Below are 20,447 nucleotides of genomic sequence, written 5' to 3' on the forward strand. Positions count from 1 at the left end.
CCCCATCTAGGCTGAGGATATAAATTATATAGCTTTTAACTTTGGCTTCTAACTTAGGGACGCGTGGCGAGATTCAAAATTTCTTGTCCTTATGTAATTTAAAAGTCGTAGCTAGTTGCTCAGTCAACAGTCCTTTGAGGTAGCTGTTCAACCTTGCGGCGCAATCGGCTAGATTGGGGCATGGACAACCATCAATGGCAAGAATTAGGATGTTGAACTGGTATACAGCCATCTCTTGCCAGCTAGAACTAGCTAAAGCTCAAAAGCGGACACTAACGTAGTGTCCGCTTTTAAGCTTTGCCTTTTGAGCAGCAATATACGGTAGAACCGTTTTGCTTAGAACAGACCCAGCCAATGGAAGAAGCCTTGGCCAGTGGTCAGTTCGACTAGCAGAGCGCCAAGGAAACCGATCATGGCGAGACGACCGTTCCACAGTTCAGCACTGGGGTTAGACCCAAATTCAAACTTGGTCCCGAATTCGCCATACTTGCGGGTAAATTGACCGTCGTAGGTAGTTTTGTCTTGGGGGTTAGCCATCGTGAAATGCCTCTAAATAATTACGTTACAGCTGAGCAGTTGCCACACCTAAACCACAAGGGGTTAAACCCAATGGCTCGCTCTCAGATGCATCTATTGCATTGACCACGAGCTTGTGGTGTGTTGTTACTCAACTTAACGATCCTGGCCGGAGCCGGCTATCTGTAGTTGGATAGAAGACTTAGTAAATTATTGGTTTGTCACGACCATGCTTGGCTGTTTGTCGGTAGTTAATAGACCAATGTAGGGTTCTAGTAGCAAGGTTTAGGAGGGCTATAGCCCACAACCGAGCACTCTCTGCAGGCCCGACTTGCTAATCTAGCTTTAACCCACCTAACCACGGAAATTGGGTTACGTGATTCCCTCACCTTCTGGGATATACAGGATTCGGTATAGTACTAAGGCTGATTTTGAGGGCATACATGGCCAGACGACATCGGGCAGACCGTGAGGATGGGCAGAGCTTTATTCGGTGGCCTTCAACATCCAAGTCTTCAAATTCTCGTTCTAGGCTGTCGTCCGATTTAGATCTGATCGTTGACCGGCGGCGGCTTTACAGCTATTTAGATTCCCTCGAGGGCTTGTCGGGGGAGTGATGCTATGACCTTTGGGGCGTCCAATCAAGTGGTTGGGACACTTACGCCCTAAGGAACATGAAAATTGGCAGGATCCGGCTTATAACACTTTCAAGAAGCAAAGCAAGTTAAGCGAATTAGTGTATTCTTGTTTCGTCATTCTTGACTTCTACTGCTACCTAAGCCCCCGGGACTATTAGCTATGAGCGATTTTCAGTCAGACACCACTTACACAGAGTTTACGGAACCGGAAGACCCCACGGTTATTATTGACAATTCAGACTCTAGTGCCTCGGCGCTGGGTGACGAAGCCTCTCGTCAAATTCAGCAGGTGTGGGATAAGGTTTCTGCACTGTTGGGCAATCTCCCTGACTATGTGACTGAGTTCATTCAGCGATATCGGCGACCGATTGTCACCGTTGGCCTGATTGTCGCGGCGTTTATCGCAGTCAAGCTGGTGCTAGCGCTGTTGGGAGCCGTGAACGACGTTCCTTTGTTGGCCCCCACCTTTGAGCTAGTTGGCCTCATCTACAGCGGTTGGTTTCTCTACCGCTACCTGCTCAAGGCTTCTAACAGGCAAGAGCTGCTAGGCGATATTGCTGCCATTCGCGACCAGGTACTCGGTAATGGGTCTCGGTCATAAATAAGGAGTAAGGGGTAGCGGCTCATATAGTAAAAACCTATATAAGGCCACGGTTTACCCTCGTAATCCTCAAACCCCTTTCGGTTAACTTCCCCTGTGATTTGCGATCGCGCTTTCTATACTGGTTGTAGACGCAACTGGTGGTTGTGCGATCGTTAAAACCCAGGGGTTCGTTTTATTTATGACGCAGACAAAAACAATTACCCAGGCGGTAGAGCGGTTGGGCTACCGAGTCACGGTGGGGGATGTGGCCGCTGAAGCCGGTTTGCCCCTGATGGAGGCCCAGCAGGGGGTGTTGGCCTTGGCTTCTGAGGTGCAAGCCCATCTCCAAGTAGCTGAGTCGGGCGAGATTGCTTACGTCTTTCCCAAAAATATTCAGGCGGTCCTCTGGAGCAAATCCTGGCGGCTGCGGTGGCAGTCAGCTTGGGAAAAAGTGTGGCGGGTGCTGTTTTACCTGATCCGCGTTTCCTTTGGGGTAGTGCTGATCTTGTCGCTGGTGCTGATTGTGATAGCGATTACGATTATCGCGATCGCAGCGAGTAGCGCCGGCCGTGAGGACAACGACAGCGGCGGTGGCGGTGGGGGCATGGTGTTTTTGCCCCGGATTTGGCTGGGACCAGACATTTTTTGGATGTTTGACCCTAGGAGCGATCGCCGTCGGCGACCCCGTACCAAGTCAGAGATGAACTTTCTTGAGGCGGTGTTCTCCTTTTTGTTTGGTGACGGCAACCCCAATGCTGACCTTGACGAGCGCCGCTGGCAAAGCGTTGCCCAGGTGATTCAGGCTAACGGTGGGGCTGTGGTGGCCGAGCAAATCACCCCATTCCTAGGCGACCTGGGCAAAGGCTGGGACAAGGATTTGGAAGACTTTATGGTGCCCGTGCTCAGCCGGTTTAACGGGTTGCCCCAGGTCAGCCCCCAGGGCGGTATTGTGTACCAGTTCCCTGAGCTACAGGTGACGGCCAAGGCGCAACGCACCATCAATCCACCCCCATTCCTACGAGAGTCACCTCGCAAGTTTAGCCAGGCGACCTCTGGGCAGATTATTGGGGCCATTGCTTTGGGCGGTGCGAACTTAATTGGAGCCCTGGTCCTGGGCAGCATGCTGCAAGACAACTCAAGTTTGGTCGCTGAGCTTGGCGGTGTCGTCGCTCTGGTCAACTCGCTCTACTGGCTGCTTTTGGGCTATGGAACGGCCTTTTTGGGCTTGCCCCTAGTGCGTTATTTCTGGGTGCAGCAGCAAAACAGCCGCATTGCCGCCCGCAATGCTGAGCGCGAGCAGCGGGCCGAAGTCTTGAGCCAGCTCACCGACGACCAGCGCGAAAAGCTGGCTTTTGCCCAAACCCTCACCATCCAAACGGTGGTGGGAACTGACAACCTGGCCTATACCACAGAGAGCGATCTGACCGAGCAGGAAATTGCTCAGAAGGACAAGATCGATTCCGAGTGGCAGCGGTTATTGGAGCAACGAGGGGGAAAGGGGTAGGTAGGGAGTGGGCGAGCGGATGAGTGTATGAGTGGATGGGTTAAAGTTGATCCACCTACCCGCCTACCCATCCACCCGCCTACCCGCCTACTCATCTACCTTCTAACGCGGATCGACGATCGCTCCGAGAAACAGCAGCGTGCCTGTGTTGCGATCGCGAATGGCGGCTAAGAAGGGCCGATCGACCACCATTTCAAAGGGCGAATCGGGCGGCAGGGCAGCAGAGGTAGGCGCGACGCCGATCGCGGTGCTGGCGGCGGCTTCGGTGCCGGATTCGTTGACTTCAATAAAGGTTTTGTGACGCACCTGGTTAATGAAAGCGTCCAGCTCGGTGAGGCCCGAGAAGTCGGCCTGGCCTGCCTCAAAGGCGATACCCATGCCCAAGGTTCGCAGGGTGGGGATCAGGTCGGCTTCGTACTCAAACTGAAATTTGGGTAGCTGAATTTCGCCGGGGCGCGATTGCATCTGGCTCATCCAGCTCTCCCAGGTGGCGGGGGTGAGCTGCGCTGATAGGGTAGCCAGGTCGGTGCCGGGGGTGGGCAAGATTACCTCAAAGCTGAGCGAGCCATTGCCGTAGGGCAGACTCACTGCCTGAAACTGGTCAGTTTCCAAATATAAATAGTCGTCCTGCTGGGCCATCAGAGGGTGCTGGATGGTTTCGCCGCTGGCTAGGGTGAAGGGGCGCTCCGTTGTGCGGGCGCGGTCAAAAGCTTCGCTCCAGGCTCCTTTAAAGTAGACAGCGTTGACTAGCACTAAAAGCTGGTCGGGCGGCAACTGATCGATGATGTTGGGGATGCGATCGCGGGTGTGCTCTTTGACCCAGCGGTTGATGCGATCGGTGGCGGCGGGCTGGCTAAAATCGAGGGTTGCCACTTCGGCGGCATAGGCCGTTTGCATGCGCTCTACGTAGTCGGGCCGCACTGGCAGGCTTTCATTTACCCATAGGGAATTGGCGATTTCGAGCGCTATCTCGGGGTCGAGCTGCGTCAAATACTCGGTTAGAGCCTGGTTGCCTGCGTTGAGCTGCTCGATGTCTAGACCCTGCACCTTGAGCGTGTTGGCGATCGCCGCCTGAGTTTCTCCGCTGGCACCGTTGTAGGCCATGGCCAAGGCTAGAGCCACGCTGGTCGGTGACACCAGCACATTCTCATTGGGTGTTGCTTGGCGCAGCTGCTCAAACAGAGCAAAGCCGAAGTCTAAGTGGGCCTGGGTTAATTCTTTATCCACAGTAGGGGCCTGGGCTAAACGGGGGGCACCCGAGTTGTGGTCGGGAGTTGGTGCGGGGGCAGTAGGGGGCTGAGCCTGTAGCTGAGCGCAGCCTAAAGTTAGGGCGGCTAGCCCGCTTAAAAGCACAGCCCGACCAATCCATCGGTGGTCCATAGGAATATTAGTTAACGCCGTTCTTACCTTGTCATGGCGACAGGGGGAGAGGGGCAGTGGTTGCAGGAATGGAAACTGATGGTCAAAGGCTCAGGCCCTACCCGACCTAAATTCTAGGGCTGAATTGCTTTGGCGATCGCCACACAATCCCTAAACGCCGCACTGGTTTTCACCCCCTGCCAATCCATCGACGGAATTGCCGCCTGGTAGCCCTTTGTCCGTAACGCCGCAATTAAGTGATCGCGGTTGGGAATATCCATTTGTCCGCGTCGGCCAATTTCGCCAAGGGGATAGTAGTAGGGGGGCAGGTCAATTTCTTGGGTCATGATGGTCAAAAGCTTCGCCTGAGAGCGCCAGTTCCAGCGATCTGCTAAACCCTGCATCTCCGCTAGCATGGCCCCATCGTGCAGCGGTCCTAGCCACATCGGCCCGCTCACCACGGGGGTGTCTTGCGCACCGCAAAGGCAATTCACCCGGCCCAGGTGTCGCCAATCTGCGGTTTGAAAGTGGCCACAGTGGTGACAGTAGGCCACGAAGCCATAGTTTTCCCCCGCCAGCGTTGGTTTGCTAACCAGGCGCACCATGACTCGATGCACCTGGCCTGTGAACAGCGAAAAGACTGGCTCTATGCCCATTCCCCGAGCCGCTGCGGTCTGGGCCGCATGGCCGATAATCAGCCGCAACCCTTGCTCATGGGCGGCAGGGTGCGATCGCCCGCAGGCGCCGTAGGTTCTCAAACATCGCTCTGGGTCATGGCCGCTGGTGGCTCGGCCATCGGTGCTGGTTAGATACAGCAGTCCTCCTAAGCGTGTGGCCCACAACCCCGTGCTCACGTAGGGGGCGGGACTACCAAAGTTGTCGATATCCACTAGGTCGTAAAAGTCGCGCTGCTGGTAGCAGGTGAAAAATACCTGATTGGCATCCTGATAGGTGATGCGGCAGGCATCGGCGGGCAGAGTCGCCAGGTTTTGCTCCAAAACGCCCGCCAGCTCAGGATTACCCTCGTTGGCCCACACCCAGTCAGCTCCGGCCTCTAGCCCGTAGCGCAGGGGCCGCACCCCGCAGCCGGTCATGGCATCCAGCACCCGCAAACGACCGTAGTGCTGGCGATAAATAGCTGCCGCCAACACCGCCAGGTCACGGGCGATCGCGCTTTGGGGTCGATAAAAAGCAGACCCTACAGTAAAAGTGGCTTTACCTTCCTGCACTACGGCTGGGGGCAACCCTAGGGTCACCGAGCCGCCTCAACGGCCTTGGCGATCGCGCCCTCTAACGCCAGCTTCTCCAGTTCGGTCAGCACAAACACCTCTTGTACTGTCTTACCCTTGCGGGCAATTAGCTTGAACCCACCGCGGATAGGCACCGACACTTTTACCCGCATCTCTGGGGAGTGGGCTCTAACGTTTGCAATTACCCCCGGGGTGACGGTGCCAATGCCAGGCTGCTCTAAAAGCCGTTCGAGAATAGGAATCAGCCCGGGCAAGTGGGTGGAGTGGTTCCAGACTAGGCGACCGTCCGAGGCTTGTGTCATTGGGGTAGTTTTAAGAAAGATTTAAGAAAGACTACTTGATTATGCTTTTTCGAGGGGGGCCATCGTCAAGCCAGCGCGGGTGAGCTGGGTATGATACAGCTCTGCTTGCTCTAGGGGGCCAACCCACACAACTGCCTGACCGTCGTGGTGCACCTGGTTAGTCAGCTCCCAAGCGCGATCGCCATCTATGCCCGGAATATATTTCATTAAGCACTCCGCCACATGCTGAAACGTATTGAAATCGTCGTTGAGCACGATGATTTTGTAGTTGGGATACGTCTCGCGTGTGGTTTGGCGAGTCTTTGCGGGGGCAGCGGCGGGGGCTGAGGAAACTGCTTGGGGCAAAACCGGAGTCATAGGAAGTGAACCTAGCTGAACCTAAACCTAATTGTCCTGCATACAGTTGCTAGAAGGCCGTTTAAAAGCAGCGATCGCTGATGCGATTGGCCTTTGCACGACCAATCAATCCCAAAATCTAGCTCATAGCTAGCTGGTACCAGCCATGAGCCCGTCCAGGGTTCTCAAACAACTTCTAAGCAAATTTTCTCCCCTTAGTGTATCGAATTCTGGTCGCCCCAACCCGCGCCCAGCCATTGCTCCAGGCGCGGACTCGCCTTAACTCGGTTCTAGAGCCGTCGTGGCCTCCTCGTTTCACCGCTAAAGCGAGAGCATGCGCTCGAGTTTAGGAATAGTTAAGGGCAGGTCGATATAGGCATCGGCGCTGGCTAAGCCACCAGCCGCCCCATCCTCTGGGAGCAGAATAACCACCTTGATCGGCTGGGGCACTAGCGGCGGCTTCAACTGCTGCAAGTGATTTTCCAGGGCTGGGTTGCAGGCTTCGCGATCGCCTACGAGCAGCAGGTGGGGCTGGTGCTCTTTGAGGTGCTGGTGTACCTCAGCCCAACTGCGACAGCCGCTGACCTGCCAGCCGCAGGCTCTAACGTAGGCCATCAACGCCCGATGGTGGTCAAGGTCAGTGTCTACTACCACTAGGCGCTGGCCGCCCGTGCCCACCGGCACTGGTCTCACCGCCCGCACATCGGCAAGCGAACTACCCTCTGGCCCATGCAGTGGCAGAGAGATCACAAAGCAGCTGCCCTGACCGACCGATGATGTCACTCGCAGATGGCCACCGTGGAGCTGGGCCAGCTGTCGAGTTAGCGCTAGCCCCAGGCCAGCGCCCTCGTACTGCCGATCTAGGCCGCGATCGATCTGAGTGAACGGCTGAAAAATCTGCTCCAGCTGGTCCGCCGGGATACCAATGCCCGTGTCCTCAACTTCAAATTCCACTAGGGCCTCGCGGCTGTGCACCGTCAGAGTGACCTGACCCTGGGCCGTAAACTTAATGGCATTAGTGAGCAGGTTGAGCAGCATCTGCCGCAGGCGACGCTCGTCGGCAATGCAGGTCGTTGGCCCTAGATCCGCCACCTGGTAGGTCAGCACCAGCCCCTTTTCAGCAGCACGAGGCTGCATCATTGCCAGGCAGGCTTGACAGAGTTCTGTCAGCGATACTTGCGACAATCGCAGGTGCTCTTGGCCGGCCTCCACCTTAGAGAGATCGAGAATGTCGCTGATGATTGCCAGTAAGTGTTCGCCGCTGCCGTGAATATAGTCCAGGTATTCCGACTGTTTAGGGTTGAGCGAGCCCACCACTTGCCGAGACAGCAGCGCCGACAGTCCTAAAATTGAATTGAGCGGAGTGCGCAGCTCATGGCTAATCATCGCCAAAAAACGGCTTTTAGCCTGGCTAGCAGCCTCTGCCGCTCGACGCTGGGCCTCTAGGGCCTGAGTGCGATGGGTCTGGCGAGCCATATCGAGCCTGCCCTGCTCGCGGCTGGTGTCTCGCTGCTTTAGCACCTGCTTCAGCTGCTCAAAGGCAGCGTCATCTCGGCAAAAGGGCCGCAGGTCTTCTAGGTCGTTAGCGGTCATAGGGTCATGGTAGGGCAGGCAAGCAGAGGCGTGGATGGCGGTGAATCCGGCCTGTAGCCAGATACTTCCCAATTAAACCCCACCTGGCTGAGGCCACAACAGCCTGAAATCATTATTTAGAGCGCCACAGGTTGGGCGCAGAGCTGGGGAGAAGCAGTTAGCCGAAGTGCTGAAATCCCTGATTAAAGCTGAGCACCTTTGGGGTAGCCCCGTCGCTGGGCCACAGCTCAACCTCAGCCGCTCCCGTCGTCTCACCCACGATCGCACAGCTATTCCCTAGGGCTACCTGCAAGGATTCAGCTTGGGGCCAGGGCAAACACAGCACCAGCTCAAAGTCTTCGCCGCCGTAGAGGCACCAGTCAAGGGCCTGCGATCGCCCCACCCAATCGACCAGAGTCCCATCCAAGGGAAGATCGCCCTCTCGCAGAATAGCCCCGACCCCGCTGCTCTGACACAGGTGCAGCACCGCGTTGGCCAAGCCATCGCTGGAGTCCATGACGGCGATCGCTCCGGCATCTGCGTCTGCCCCCAACACTTGCCAGAGGGCGGCGATCGCATCCAGTCGGGGCTGGGGTCTTTGGTGGGCGGCAATCCAGCGATCGCAATCGGCCTGAGCCACCTCAGTTCCCCGATCGGGATGCAGCAATAGCTCTAGCCCCGCCCGCGACAGGCCGTGGTAGCCCGTTACCACAATCGCCTGCCCTGGCCGGGCCTTGCTGCGGTACAGCGCCCGCTGGGGGGCAACGCTGCCTAGGGCGGTAATGGCCACGCTGACGGCGTCGGCCCGGCACAGATCGCCACCGAGCACCACCCCACCCCAGCGGTTGAGGCAGTCTGCCATCCCCTGATAAAGCCCTTCTACCCACGCTAGGGGCGTATGCCCCGGCAGGCTGAGGCCCACGGTAATGCCCTCGGGGTCTGCGCCCATCGCCGCCAGATCTGACAGATTGGCGGCCACGGCTCGCCAGCCTACATCGGCGGGGGCGGTGGTGCGATCGCTAAAGTGCACCCCCTCCACCAGCACATCGGTGGTCACCACTAGGTGCCGCCCCGCAGGCAGAGCCACTACCGCCCCGTCATCGCCAATCACGTCCCCAGGGCAGTAGCGAAATAGCCGCTTCAGCAGCCCCAGCTCTCCCAATTCAGCAATGGTTTGCGGATTTTCCATAGTGAGCCCAGACCATTGCCACCGAGATTAAAGCCAGGGTTCAAGGTATAGGGCTTGAGGTTTAGGGTTCAAGGGTTTGGCTTTAGACCATAAACCTGGGACCTTGAACCCTAAAAACCCTAGGAAGGCTGGACTAGATTCTCTGCCCCAGACACCACCCGAATCGACTCAATGCGATCGCCTTGGGTCATCTGGTCAAGCGCCTCTTTGTTCTCCACCACGTAGCCAAACACCGAGTAGCGACCATCGAGCAGGTTGAGGCCCGCTGGGGTCATCTCCGGCTCAAACAAAAAGAAGAAAAACTGCGATGACGCGCCGTTGGGGTCATCGTTGGGGCGGGCCATACCTAGGGTGCCAAAGGCTGAGAAAGGCAGTACTGGTGCGTCTAGAAAGCGGCCCAGCTCTTCTAGGGTGTTGCCGTAGATCGGCTCGTCGTCGCCCTTCACCAAAATTTCTAGCGGGATTGCCCGGTAGGCCTTGGTTTTGGGGTCAATAAAGCCATCCTCAGAGCCATCTGGATCGCCGGTTTGCAGCACATAGTTATCTTCGGCACGGGTAAACTCCATGCCGTCATAGAAGCCCCGCTGCACCAGATCGACAAAGTTGCCGCCGGTCACTGGAGCGCTGTAGCCGTCGATCACCGCCTGCATGGTGCCTTTGTTGGTGGTGATTTCTACCGTGGCTCGCCCCTTGAGCTGGGGCAGGTTGCTGTACTTCTCCGGCACCTCAAAGGGAAAGGCTTTCACCATCAGCTCTTCAATACGGCTGACGTCGTCGAGCATGGCCGACCGCTTGTCCTGCACGGTGGCGCGATCGCGCTGCTCCACCGCCTCCTTGAGGGGCACCAGCTGAGCCTGGATATCGTCGAGGTAGGAAATCGCCGCCGCCCGCTTGCCGTCGGGCACTGCCGCCAGCATCGCTTCGCGGCTGCGCACCAACACCCGCTCTAGCTTGGTCAGGTCTTTGGCCATAGGCCCCCAACGCTTGCTCCGCAGCCACTCTGACAGGCCCTCCAAGTTAACCTGCACCGTGCGAATGTCAGAGTTGTCGATGGGCAGTGAGTAGCGCAGCAGGGCACGACCGTCGGTAATGGCATTGCCCGGCGGCAGGTAGGCCACCAGTGGCCCGGCAGGTAATGCCAGGGCTGGAGACAGAGAGCCTAACCACACCCCCACCACTACAGCTAATCCCCATCCCAGCCGCACCAAGGTGGCCCAGCCTAAACTCTGCTGTTGATTCATTGCGTGCATATCCTTGGCCATAACTCCTTGCTCCGCCCCAGGCGGCCGTTCACCACGTAGCGCACTGCGCCCCTAACAATCTTGTCATACTCTGGCGGCCCCTAGGCTGCAACTCAAGCCCCCACTCCCCAGTCCAAACAGCCGCAGCAGCAACGCTGAGTCTTTGCTGGTTAAGGCTAAATCCTTCGGGAAATGGCCGCAGGGGGGTAAAATGAATTGCCAAACTTAACGACTGTCCCCGTAGCCAGCGCCATGATCTCCAGCAACGATTTTCGCACCGGTACCTCCATTGAGCTAGACGGTTCCGTCTGGCGTGTAGTCGAGTTTCTCCACGTCAAACCCGGCAAGGGCTCTGCCTTCGTGCGCACCAAGCTTAAAAACGTCAAAACCGGCAACACCGTTGACAAGACCTTTCGGGCTGGTGAAACCGTACCCCAGGCAGTAATCGAGAAGAGAGATATGCAGCACACCTACCGGGAGGGCGAAGACCTGGTGTTCATGGATATGGAGACCTACGAAGAGGTCCGCCTCACCACCAATGAAATCGGTCCTCAGGTTAAGTACCTCAAGGAAGAGATGAGCGTCAGCGTCGTCAGCTGGAACGGGCAAATTTTAGAGGTTGAGCTGCCCAACTCCATCGTGCTTGAGGTCACCCAAACCGACCCTGGCGTCAAGGGCGATACCGCCACCGGGGGTACCAAGCCCGCTATTCTCGAAACCGGCGCTCAGGTGATGGTGCCGCTGTTTATTTCTATCGGCGAGCGTATTAAAGTAGACACCCGCACCGACGCCTACCTGGGTCGCGAGTAAGGTTTTTGCTGGCTCTTTGACGCCTGCGGCCCATGCCGCTGACTAAGCCTGGCCCATTACCCCTATAAGACCGTATGAGACTTACGCCGTGGAACTAAGCGTCACCGATCTAAGAGAGTTAGTCACCGCCCTGAGCCAGAGCGACATCGTGGAGCTCACCCTCAAAAGTTCAGATTTTGAGCTCACCCTCCGCAAGCCGGGCGCCATGGTGTCGGCGGTTGCACCGGCCCCTGTCGCTCCCCGTGTAGACACCGTCGCCCCTGCTGCCCCCCCGGTAACCGAGCCGGTGTCGGCAGCGCCCGCCGTCGTCCCTGCTGCCCCACCGGGCAAGGGCAGCGATCTGCTGCCTATCAGTTCCCCCATGGTGGGTACCTTCTACCGATCGCCAGCCCCCGAGGAACCAGCTTTTGTAGGCGTGGGCGATCGCATCACCAGCGGGCAAACCGTCTGCATCATCGAAGCCATGAAGCTGATGAATGAGCTGGAGGCCGAGATCAGCGGCGAAATCGTCGAGATTTTGGTAGAAAATGCCCAGCCCGTGGAATTTGGTCAAACCCTGATGCTGGTACGCCCTGTCTAAATCTTTGCCCCCTTAAGCCCAGGCCTCTATGTCTATGACCGTTGACCAGCGCATCATTGTGCCCCTGGACGTGTCCTCAGCCTCAGCCGCCCTGGACTTGGTGGATGCCCTGCCCCAGGTGAGCTTTTGGAAGGTGGGTCTGGAGCTGTTTGTCAGCACCGGGCCGGGCCTGATTCAGGAGCTTAAGGCGCGGCAAAAGCGTATTTTTCTCGACCTCAAGTTCCACGATATTCCCAACACCATGGCCGGAGCCTGTATGGCAGCGGGGCGCTACGGGGTTGACCTGCTAACCATTCACGCGGCGGCGGGCCAGGAGGCGATGGAGGCCGCTCAGCAGGCCGCGATCGCTGGAGCCAAGGCCGTCGGCGTAGAGCCACCTCTGGTGCTGGCTGTTACCCTACTGACGAGCATTGACCCTCAAACTCTGGCCGTTGAGCTAAAAATTCCCCTTGACTCGAATAGCTATGCGCTACAAATGGCTCTACTCGCTAGAGACAGTGGCCTGAAAGGCGTAGTCTGCTCACCCCAGGAGGCCAGCCAGCTGCGGCGGTTTTTGCCCGCCGACTTTGCCCTGGTGTGCCCTGGGGTACGCCCCACCTGGGCCAGCAGCCAAGACCAGCGCCGCACCATGACCCCAGTGCAAGCTTTCAATGCCGGGGCTACCTACCTGGTGATTGGCCGCCCGGTTACCGCCGATCCCGACCCTGCCGCCGCCTTTGCGCGCATCTGCGAAGAATGTTCCACTGCGATCGCTCCCTAGTCCGCCAAGCGGCTCTAGCGGCGGGCACTGTAATGCTGCTGGTGTTGGGTGGAGATCTTCAAGCTCAGGAGCCGCCTGAGCCCAACTATTTGCGACCCGCTGAACCCTGCCCAAGCGACCCCCAAGTGCTCGCCACCCAACTTTTGGCCGACCTGCCCAGCTACGCTAACCGGGTGTCTAGCCGCAACCTAGATCTATCTACTAACCCCATCCAACCTGTAACCACTATCTTGGTGGCCAGTGCCCCTGACTTCACCCCCCTAGATCTGTCCCAGCTATTGCCCACAGGGGCGACGAGCGAAGGTGAAGCTGACACAGACCTGCAGCAGGTGTTTTTTACCACCCTAGAGCGGCAGTACTGGCAAGGGCGACCGACATCCCTGCAACATTATCACTGGCTGTTTCTCGCCCCAACTCAGGACGGTTGGCACATGGCCCTGCTGTTTTCTAGCCTAGGCCCCTATTCAAATAGTGGGCCCTTAGGCTCTAGCAGTCGCCCTCCCACCCCACCCCAGGAGAGCAGCGACGGTATTGTGGGTCAGGCGGTGAGGCTTTGGCTGCGCGACTGTCGGTTTGAGGCAGTGTTTCCAGCCGATGCTGAGGTCGAAAGAGTTTCTCCAGACCCATCGACAAATCCGTAGAGGGTGTCGCGCTGGCGGGCGGGGCGGTTACAGGCGGCGATCGCCCCCCGCAGTTCCGCCACCGTCATGCAGGTTCCCCCCTGGGCTCCGGCCATGGTGGTAATGTGCTCTTCCATCAGGGTGCCGCCGATGTCGTTGCAGCCCCAGGTCAGCGCCTCGGCAGCGCCGCTCAGCCCCAGTTTCACCCAGCTAGGCTGGTGGTTGACAATCCAGTTACCTAGGTAAATGCGGGCTACTGCTATCAGCAGCAGTGCATCGGCCAGCACCGGCTGGTCGCGTCCCACACGGCGGCGCAGAGGTTTGGGTGCTTCCTGCCCAACAAAGGGCAGCACAATAAATTCAGTTATCGCCGCCAAGTGGCCGGCCTCTAGGGACTGACGCTGGAGCTGACGCAGCTTTTCTAGGTGGGTAATTTGCTGAGCGGGCGTTTCAATATGGCCCGACAGCATGGTGCTGGTGGTAGGCAAACCAATCTCATGGGCCAGCCCCACAATCTCCAGCCACGTGGCGCTGTCGATTTTCTCAGGGCACAGTACTCGCCGCACCTCGTCGTCGAGCACCTCCGCTGCCGTTCCCGGCAGTGACCCTACGCCAGCATCCCTAAAGGCCAGCAGCACGTCGCGATAGCTCAGCCCGTCCTGCCGGGCGATGAACTGCACCTCCTGGGGCGAGAAGGCGTGCAGGTGCAGGGCCGGGAACGAGCCCTTGATGGTGTCCACCAGCTTCAGGTAGTAGTTCAGGGAACGGCCGTTGATTTTGGCGTCAGGGTTCAACCCTCCCTGCATGCAGATTTCTGTAGCTCCTACAGCAACGGCTTCGGTAGTTTTTTCGAGCATGGGAGCAACGTCGAGCCAGTAGGCCCCCTCCGCTTCGGCATCGCGACGAAAGGCACAGAAGCTACAGTGCTGCTCACAGATATTGGTGAAGTTGATGTTGCGGTTGACCACATAGGTGACGGTCTCTCCCACCTGCTGCTGGCGTAGGGTGTCAGCCGTGTCGCGAATCGCTGCCAGGGCCGCAGAATCCTGCGGCTGCAAAAGCGCTACCCCCTCAGTCGGGGTAATATCGCCACCAGCCAATGCCTTAGCGAGAATCTGCTCAATTTCCATAGCTGCCAGCATCCACCGTTACAAAATCACTTCTTTATTGTGGCGATGGACTGAGTTTCTAGCAGGCAAATTTATTTCGTCATCAAAAAGCCCGTGTTTTCAAAGCTGAAAACACGGGCTTTTTGCCTAAGCCTGACAACTACTAACCCTGGGCAACAGTCTCTAGGGTGGGGGTGGCAGGGGCCTTGGCCAGCATGTCGCTCAGTAGGCACTGGTCGCTGACGCTGCGGTCGAGAGCCGCCTCTAAGGTGTAGCGGGGAGTCCAGTTCAGCGTTTTTTTGGCCTTAGCGTTGTTGTAACGAAAGGGCTTCAGCCGCGCATCTAGGCTGGCAGGAATCAGTAGACCCGGCAGGCGCGCCTTGCCCTTGAGCAATTGCTGATTCACAAACCAGGCCAAACTGGAAACGCTGCGCATCATACCCCAGGGCATGGGAATGACCTGGGGCGGGTTCTCGGTACGCTTCACCAGAGCCGTAGTGAATTGACGGCGGGTGGGCAAATTGTCGTCTACCACGTTGATCACTTCGCCAGCGGCAGCGGCACTGCCCACTGACAGCACAATGGCCTCGGCGCAGTTTTCGACATAGGTGACAGGAATCAGGGCATTAGGGCCAATGAGCAGCCATTTGGAGCCAAAATCGGCCCCGTGACAGGCGTTCCATAGCGCTTCGCGACCGTAGATCATGCCGGGACGAATTAGGGTAACGGTAGCCCCATTGGCGTCGCCCCACTCGCGCATCAGGTCTTCTTGAATCAGCTTAGTTTGGGCGTAGGCGTCACGGTACTCGGGTTCAGACTCGATGGGAAAGGCTTCGTCAATCACCCGATTGACCGCGGGATTGAAGTAGTCGTACACCGAGAAGGTGCTGGTGGCCACCAGCTTCTTGACGGCGGCGGTGGACATGGCACCCAGCAGGTTTTCGGTGGTGAGCACGGTGCCCGCAAAGCGATCGTAGAAATCGCCACCCTTCACCGCCGCCATGTGAATGACGCAGTCAACGTCGCCGAGGGCTTCGGCAATGCCCCGGCCCTGGCGCAGGTCGAGGCGCACCAGCTCCACCGCAGGGTGGTCAGCCCAGGCCAGACTTGAGGCATCGGTGGCGGGGCGCACCACTGCCTTAACGGTGTAGCCCTGTCGTACCGCCTCAGCCACCACGTACTTGCCTAAAAATCCCGATGCTCCAGTAATAAACAGCTTCATACGCGGTTCTCCTCTGCAAGTAGGGTTTCGATTAGTCGGTTGGTTTTGTCCATATCTTCAAAGCTCACCGGCATGGGCCGATTGTGAAGAATGGCGGCATAGGTCTGGTCGAGCAAGCGGTGCAGGCCTTCATAGGGGGTGCGCTGCATGACTTTGTTGCGGAAGTTTTTGACGCTGGAACCCATCAAGTCCCATCCGTTGACGAAGTGGTTGATCAGCGGTGACAGTTGCTCACCCCCGGCCCGAGGAATCACGGTCCGTAGGTAGGGCTGAAACAGGTCGGTTTCGGCGTAGCCTCGGCTACCTCTGACAAATAGAGTAAAACACTCAGGTTTGGTGTAGCAGGTAAACCGCAGGCGTGCGTGCTGCTGGCCGTTGAGCAAAATGGCATCAAGGTCGTCGTACTTAAATAGATCTCCGCCGCCGTGGTTGCTCCAAGCTGCTGCGACCCGGTCTACCTCGGGCATAAACCGCAGCAGCAGATAGGCCATGTGGGTAATGACGTCGTGCACGACTCCAGCGGGCAGCTTGTGTACAGGGTTGGGCAAGTTGCGATCGGCAAAGCGCCCACCTGCCTCGCGGTAGCCTAGGGCGACACGCACTTCAACCTCTTGCACCTCGCCTAGAGTGCCGTCTTTGACCATCTCTTCAATTTTGAGAATGGCTTCGTTAAACCGGTAGTTGTGGTTTTCGATCAGGTGCAGGTTTTTCTCTTGAGCCAAATGCCAGAGGGTTTTGAAATCCTCATAGGTGGGCGTAATTGGCTTTTCGCAGATCACGTGAGCTTGGGCATTGAGGCAGTCGGTGACCAACTTTTGGTGAGTGTTCGGCGGGGTCAAGATGTGAACCACGTCGGGCTTGGTTTCCGCCAGCATGGCCTGGTAATCGGTGAAGGCTTGGCCAGCATGAAATGTCTCAGCGGCGTACTTAGCGGCGGCGGCAGACAGATCGCACACCCCAACTAGCTCGCTGTGGTCAGAACTATCTAAAAAGCTCAAATGTTGTTTGGAAATAACGCCGGTACCAATGACCGCAGCCTTTAGAGATTTACCCATTGAAGATACCTGTAGCAAGCCAGCTAAAACTAATCATAGAGATGTATCTAGACGGACAATTGAGCTACGTAAGGCTGAGTTTTACCCACCCCTAACTGGTGTACAGGCTATACGGCTGAACCAACAACGTGGGAAAAGCAAGAAATATTGCCAAGAAATTCAAATCTGTAGTTACACCGTAAAGTTTTTGCAAACTGCCGTACATACAAACTGAAGCTCGGTTGCCACACCCCCAAGAGAGAAACTGGCGATGCATCTGGTTATCGGCAACCTGCTCTGGAAGGTGCAGCAGAGGCACATTCAAAATTAGCGACTTTCTTCCCACAAGGCTGCGCCGAACTCTGTCCCACTGCTAGAAAAATGGGTCAATATTGGGTATTCTCCACTGCGATCGCGTCCCTACGGTTAAGGCTATGGTTTTTTGTGGTTTGGCCAAAGGCTATAGGTCTGGGGCGGCAGCTCAGAGGCTAGGGCGCTGGGGTGGTCTGACGGGCCTTTGGTTGGTAACTGCGATCGCCCCGGCGATCGCCCAAACACCCCCAGCGGCATTACCCGATCGCCTCCCAGGTTCTAGCTTGAGGCTAGAATCCGAGAGCCTGGACGATGTCTTTGATGACTACCGTTTGGGGCCTGGAGACGGCATTTTTGTCGGAGTGCAGCGGTTTCCCGACCTGAGCTTTCCGGCCACTTTAGATATTCAAGGCAACGTGGTGCTACCCCTAGCCGGCACCCTTAACCTCACTGGGCTCACCCTAGAAGAGGCTCGCGAAACAATTTTCGACCGCTACAACCAGTACGTGGTCAATCCTGATGTGTCAGTGATTCTCACCACCCAGCGCCCAGTAGAAGTGACGGTGGTGGGCGAGGTACCCCGTCCAGGGTTTTACCCCTTGCAGGCGCCGCAGCTATCGGTGGCGCTGCTGACAGCCGGAGGCTCTACCACCCTGGCGGATTTGCGTCTGGTGCAAGTGGATCGGCCCCTGGAGAGCGGCGATATACTGTCGCGCACCATAGATTTGTTCACCCCACTCCTCCAGGGTGAACCCATTCCCCAGGTGAGGTTACAGGACGGCGATGTGGTCACGGTGCCCCGCCTATCTCCAGAGGATGTAGAGAGCTACGATCGCGCCCTAGTGGCCAGTTCAACCCTGGCTCGGCCCGAAATTACCATCCGTATCCTTAACCGAGCGGCCGGGGCGCGGGGCGGAGAAGCTCGCTTTGGAGCGATTAATCTGCGCAACGGCAGCCGCTTTTTAGATGCCCTGGCCGTGGCAGGGGTCAACCCCGATGTGGCCGCCTATAACCGCATTGCGGTGCTGCGATTTAACCCCGAAACCGGTTCGGCCGACACGATCACGGTGAATGCGACGGCGGCGGTAAACGGTGACTTGAGCCAGAACATTCCCCTTCAGGAAAACGACATCCTGGTGGTTGACCGCAACCTGCTGGCGCGGGTCAGCTATGCTCTCAATACCTTTACTCAGCCCTTTCGCGATGTGTTGGGCTTTTTGCTCTTTTTTGACTCCCTGACCGATTCAGCAGACTCGTTATTTAGACCCTAGGGTTTTAGACCCTGAGAACGGCGATGGTTTCTCCTTTTATTAAGCGCTATCTGCTGGCCCTAGACCGCTACAAGTGGCCTAGCTTGGCAACCCTGCTGGGCATTTTGGGCATTTCAGCAGTGGTGGCCGTGCAGCCCCCGCCGCCCCCGCAATACCGGGCCGAGGGGGTGCTGGTGCAAAATGCGCCAGTCGTTGCCCTGACCACCACCGGTACCGAGGTGCAGCAGCGGGGTCAGGGCATTATTTCAGAGGAGTTTCTGCTGGCTGACGTGCTGCTGCAGCAGGTGTCCCAGGAGCTAGAGCGGCGAGGGATTTCAATGGATCCTGAAACCTTGCGATACCGCACCACGGTCAAGCTAGAGGGGGAAGAAAATGTGGTGCAGCGGGTCACAGTCACCTTTCGCGGGGCCGACGAAGAGCAGACCCAGCTCACCCTCAGCCTGCTATTCGAGGCCATGGTGGAGCTGAGCCGAGTCACCAACCGGGCCAGAATTGGAGCCATTGTGACTGCGTTAGACGAGCGTCTGCCAGCCGTAGAAGCTGATCTGCGAGCCGCCGAGCAGGCCCTCGAAGTCTACGATCGCACCGAAGGCCCGGCCATTCAAGCAGCCCTCGACGGCAGCCTGCTAGGGGCGATCTCGGGTGGGCAGCAGCAGCAGCGCCAGAACCAAATCACGTTGGCGGGGCTAGATTCCCAGATTCAAAGCCTCCAGCAGCAGCTGGGGCTGACGCCGGGGGAGGCCTTCACCGCTTCGGCCTTGAGCGCTGACCCGATTATTGCCCAGCTGCGATCGCAGATTTTAGAGAGCGAGACCCAGCTCAAGCTGCTGTCGGCCACCCTGCGCGAGTCGCACCCCACCATTCAAGACCTGCGCCAAAACCTGGCCGCCTACAATGCCCTGCTGGCCGAGCGTGCCCAGGAGGTGATTGGGGGGCAAGACCTAGCCGCCCTGCCCAGCGTTAGCGAAGTGCGCCAAAACAGCACCCTCGACCCGGCCCGCGCCGCCCTGGCCAACCAGCTGGTCACCCTCAGCGCCCAGCGGGCCGCCCTGGCCAGCCAGCAGCAGGTGCTCCGCCAAAGCGATGGCCAACTGCGTCAGCAGTACTCCAGCCTGCCCAACAAGCAGCTGGAGCGCAACCGCCTCGCCCAGCAGGTGGCCCTCAACCAGGCTCTCTACGACCAAATTCAGGCCAAACGCATTGATGCCCAAGCCGCTGAGGCCGAGACCGCCAGCAGCCTCACTGTCGCTCAACCGCCCACCACCACCCTCCAGGCCGACCCGCCCACCAGCCCCGTCGTGGTTATGGCCGTCGGCGGACTACTGGGAATTGTTGCCGCCGGGGCCGTGGTCTTTTTGCTCGATCTGCTCGACAGTACTGCCCGCACCCCCGAAGATCTCCAAAACATTTTGAGCGATCAGGATGTGCCGGTGTTGGGGCTAGTCCCGGCTTTAGCTGCCACGTCTTCCCAAGGTTGGCCGATTCTCTACCAGCCCCAGACTGCCGACCTGGAGATTTATGAGCGACTGCGCAGCAGCCTGCGGCGGGCGGGCAGCTTGTCTGAGGCTGGGACACCCCCGTGGGTGGTGCTAGTCGTCAGCAGCCGGTCGGGAGAAGGTAAAACTACCAGCGCCTTTAACCTGGGCATTGCCGCTGCTCGCGCCGGACGCCGAACCCTAATTGTTGAAGCCGACCTGCGCCAGCCCTCCTGCGGTCACCGGCTAGGGGTCAAGCTCAACCCAGCTGCCATCTCTGCACCGCTGCACTACTACGCCGGGCGGCAGCAGGAGCCAATTCAGCTCGCGCCCTGGGTCGAAAACCTGTACCTAGCTCCCAGCCCCGGCCCCCAACCCCACCCGGCCGCCATCCTGGAGTCGAGCGAGATGGGGCAATTTTTAACCGACGCTCGCGCTCGGTTTGACCTGGTACTGATTGACGCGCCGCCTCTGGGCAACAGCAACGACGCCCTGCTGCTTGGGGCCGCCAGCGATGGGCTACTGCTGGTGACCCGCCCCGGCTACACCGACAAAGCGGTGCTAGAGGCTCTGTTAGAACAGCTGTTAGAAAACGAAGACCTGCCGCTGCTGGGTGCGATCGTCAATGCCGCCGATCGCACCGCCGCCTCTGCCACCCCTCCTCCGGCCGACAGTGCCGCTGTCACCCCCGGCCCCCAGCCCCTGGTTCGCTCCATCGACTTTTAGCAGCGACTTTTAGCAGGGTAAGCCAATAGGGTAGGATC

General features: G+C 58.1%; 19 protein-coding genes. 8 read left to right on the forward strand and 11 right to left on the reverse strand.

Features of this window, described 5'->3' with window-relative positions; translation table 11 throughout:
- Positions 1–336: 336 nt before the first annotated feature.
- On the reverse strand, positions 337–537 hold the full coding sequence (locus tag H6F59_RS11270) for a chlorophyll a/b-binding protein (RefSeq protein WP_190523527.1): 201 nt from the start codon (positions 535–537) through the stop codon (positions 337–339).
- A 777-nt stretch (positions 538–1,314) separates the two neighbouring features.
- Here H6F59_RS11270 and H6F59_RS11275 point away from each other — a divergent pair.
- Entirely contained in the window at positions 1,315–1,755 is a 441-nt protein-coding gene (locus tag H6F59_RS11275) for a CAAD domain-containing protein (protein ID WP_190523529.1), read from the forward strand.
- Positions 1,756–1,936: 181 nt separating this feature from the next.
- Positions 1,937–3,241, forward strand: a complete 1,305-nt coding sequence (locus tag H6F59_RS11280; RefSeq protein WP_190699119.1) for a hypothetical protein — start codon at positions 1,937–1,939, stop codon at positions 3,239–3,241.
- A 102-nt stretch (positions 3,242–3,343) separates the two neighbouring features.
- Here the strand turns inward: H6F59_RS11280 and H6F59_RS11285 are convergent, their stop codons facing one another.
- The 7 genes from H6F59_RS11285 to H6F59_RS11315 form a co-directional block, all read right to left on the reverse strand.
- Positions 3,344–4,621, reverse strand: coding sequence for a serpin family protein (locus H6F59_RS11285; protein WP_199325727.1), 1,278 nt, complete (start codon positions 4,619–4,621; stop codon positions 3,344–3,346).
- Positions 4,622–4,734: 113 nt separating this feature from the next.
- Positions 4,735–5,856 (reverse strand): tRNA (guanine-N1)-methyltransferase, encoded by a 1,122-nt coding sequence (locus H6F59_RS11290; protein ID WP_190699124.1) that lies wholly within the window; start codon positions 5,854–5,856, stop codon positions 4,735–4,737.
- Positions 5,853–6,152 (reverse strand): DUF2103 domain-containing protein, encoded by a 300-nt coding sequence (locus H6F59_RS11295; RefSeq protein ID WP_190523534.1) that lies wholly within the window; start codon positions 6,150–6,152, stop codon positions 5,853–5,855. Before H6F59_RS11295 ends, H6F59_RS11290 begins: the two co-directional genes overlap by 4 nt.
- 39 nt (positions 6,153–6,191) lie before the next feature.
- Entirely contained in the window at positions 6,192–6,509 is a 318-nt protein-coding gene (gene clpS / locus H6F59_RS11300; protein ID WP_190523537.1) for an ATP-dependent Clp protease adapter ClpS, read from the reverse strand.
- 300 nt (positions 6,510–6,809) lie between these two features.
- Positions 6,810–8,153, reverse strand: coding sequence for a HAMP domain-containing sensor histidine kinase (locus tag H6F59_RS11305; RefSeq protein WP_190699127.1), 1,344 nt, complete (start codon positions 8,151–8,153; stop codon positions 6,810–6,812).
- An 85-nt stretch (positions 8,154–8,238) separates the two neighbouring features.
- Positions 8,239–9,249, reverse strand: coding sequence for a thiamine-phosphate kinase (gene thiL / locus H6F59_RS11310; RefSeq protein ID WP_190699130.1), 1,011 nt, complete (start codon positions 9,247–9,249; stop codon positions 8,239–8,241).
- Positions 9,250–9,368: 119 nt separating this feature from the next.
- Positions 9,369–10,490 carry a peptidylprolyl isomerase gene (locus tag H6F59_RS11315; protein ID WP_242021388.1) on the reverse strand — a complete coding sequence of 374 codons (1,122 nt, stop codon included), beginning with the start codon at positions 10,488–10,490 and terminating at the stop codon, positions 9,369–9,371.
- Positions 10,491–10,742: 252 nt separating this feature from the next.
- On the opposite strand from H6F59_RS11315, the gene efp reads away from it, so the two are divergent.
- The 4 genes from efp (at position 10,743) to H6F59_RS11335 (ending at position 13,281) form a co-directional block, all read left to right on the forward strand.
- Positions 10,743–11,300, forward strand: a complete 558-nt coding sequence (gene efp, locus H6F59_RS11320; protein ID WP_190524486.1) for an elongation factor P — start codon at positions 10,743–10,745, stop codon at positions 11,298–11,300.
- An 88-nt stretch (positions 11,301–11,388) separates the two neighbouring features.
- Entirely contained in the window at positions 11,389–11,880 is a 492-nt protein-coding gene (accB, locus tag H6F59_RS11325; protein ID WP_190699135.1) for an acetyl-CoA carboxylase biotin carboxyl carrier protein, read from the forward strand.
- A 34-nt stretch (positions 11,881–11,914) separates the two neighbouring features.
- A complete protein-coding gene (gene pyrF, locus H6F59_RS11330; protein ID WP_190699861.1) occupies positions 11,915–12,640 on the forward strand; it encodes an orotidine-5'-phosphate decarboxylase in 726 nt (241 codons plus the stop codon).
- Positions 12,616–13,281 carry a hypothetical protein gene (locus H6F59_RS11335; protein ID WP_190699139.1) on the forward strand — a complete coding sequence of 222 codons (666 nt, stop codon included), beginning with the start codon at positions 12,616–12,618 and terminating at the stop codon, positions 13,279–13,281. Before pyrF ends, H6F59_RS11335 begins: the two co-directional genes overlap by 25 nt.
- Here the strand turns inward: H6F59_RS11335 and cofH are convergent.
- From cofH to H6F59_RS11350, 3 genes are all read right to left on the reverse strand, one after another.
- Complete coding sequence (gene cofH / locus H6F59_RS11340; RefSeq protein ID WP_199325728.1) at positions 13,179–14,390, reverse strand: 7,8-didemethyl-8-hydroxy-5-deazariboflavin synthase subunit CofH; 1,212 nt, start codon at positions 14,388–14,390, stop codon at positions 13,179–13,181. The genes H6F59_RS11335 and cofH overlap by 103 nt on opposite strands.
- 142 nt (positions 14,391–14,532) lie before the next feature.
- Positions 14,533–15,591 carry an NAD(P)-dependent oxidoreductase gene (locus tag H6F59_RS11345; protein WP_190699146.1) on the reverse strand — a complete coding sequence of 353 codons (1,059 nt, stop codon included), beginning with the start codon at positions 15,589–15,591 and terminating at the stop codon, positions 14,533–14,535.
- On the reverse strand, positions 15,588–16,646 hold the full coding sequence (locus tag H6F59_RS11350; protein WP_190699148.1) for a Gfo/Idh/MocA family protein: 1,059 nt from the start codon (positions 16,644–16,646) through the stop codon (positions 15,588–15,590). Before H6F59_RS11350 ends, H6F59_RS11345 begins: the two co-directional genes overlap by 4 nt.
- Before the next feature lie 413 nt (positions 16,647–17,059).
- Between H6F59_RS11350 and H6F59_RS11355 the strand changes: the two genes are divergently transcribed.
- Both H6F59_RS11355 and H6F59_RS11360 read left to right on the forward strand, forming a co-directional pair.
- Positions 17,060–18,208, forward strand: coding sequence for a polysaccharide biosynthesis/export family protein (locus H6F59_RS11355; protein ID WP_242021389.1), 1,149 nt, complete (start codon positions 17,060–17,062; stop codon positions 18,206–18,208).
- A 23-nt stretch (positions 18,209–18,231) separates the two neighbouring features.
- On the forward strand, positions 18,232–20,409 hold the full coding sequence (locus H6F59_RS11360; protein ID WP_190699152.1) for a polysaccharide biosynthesis tyrosine autokinase: 2,178 nt from the start codon (positions 18,232–18,234) through the stop codon (positions 20,407–20,409).
- Positions 20,410–20,447: the final 38 nt, after the last annotated feature.

It is taken from the genome of Nodosilinea sp. FACHB-141, from assembly GCF_014696135.1.
Taxonomy (GTDB): Bacteria; Cyanobacteriota; Cyanobacteriia; order Phormidesmidales; family Phormidesmidaceae; genus Nodosilinea.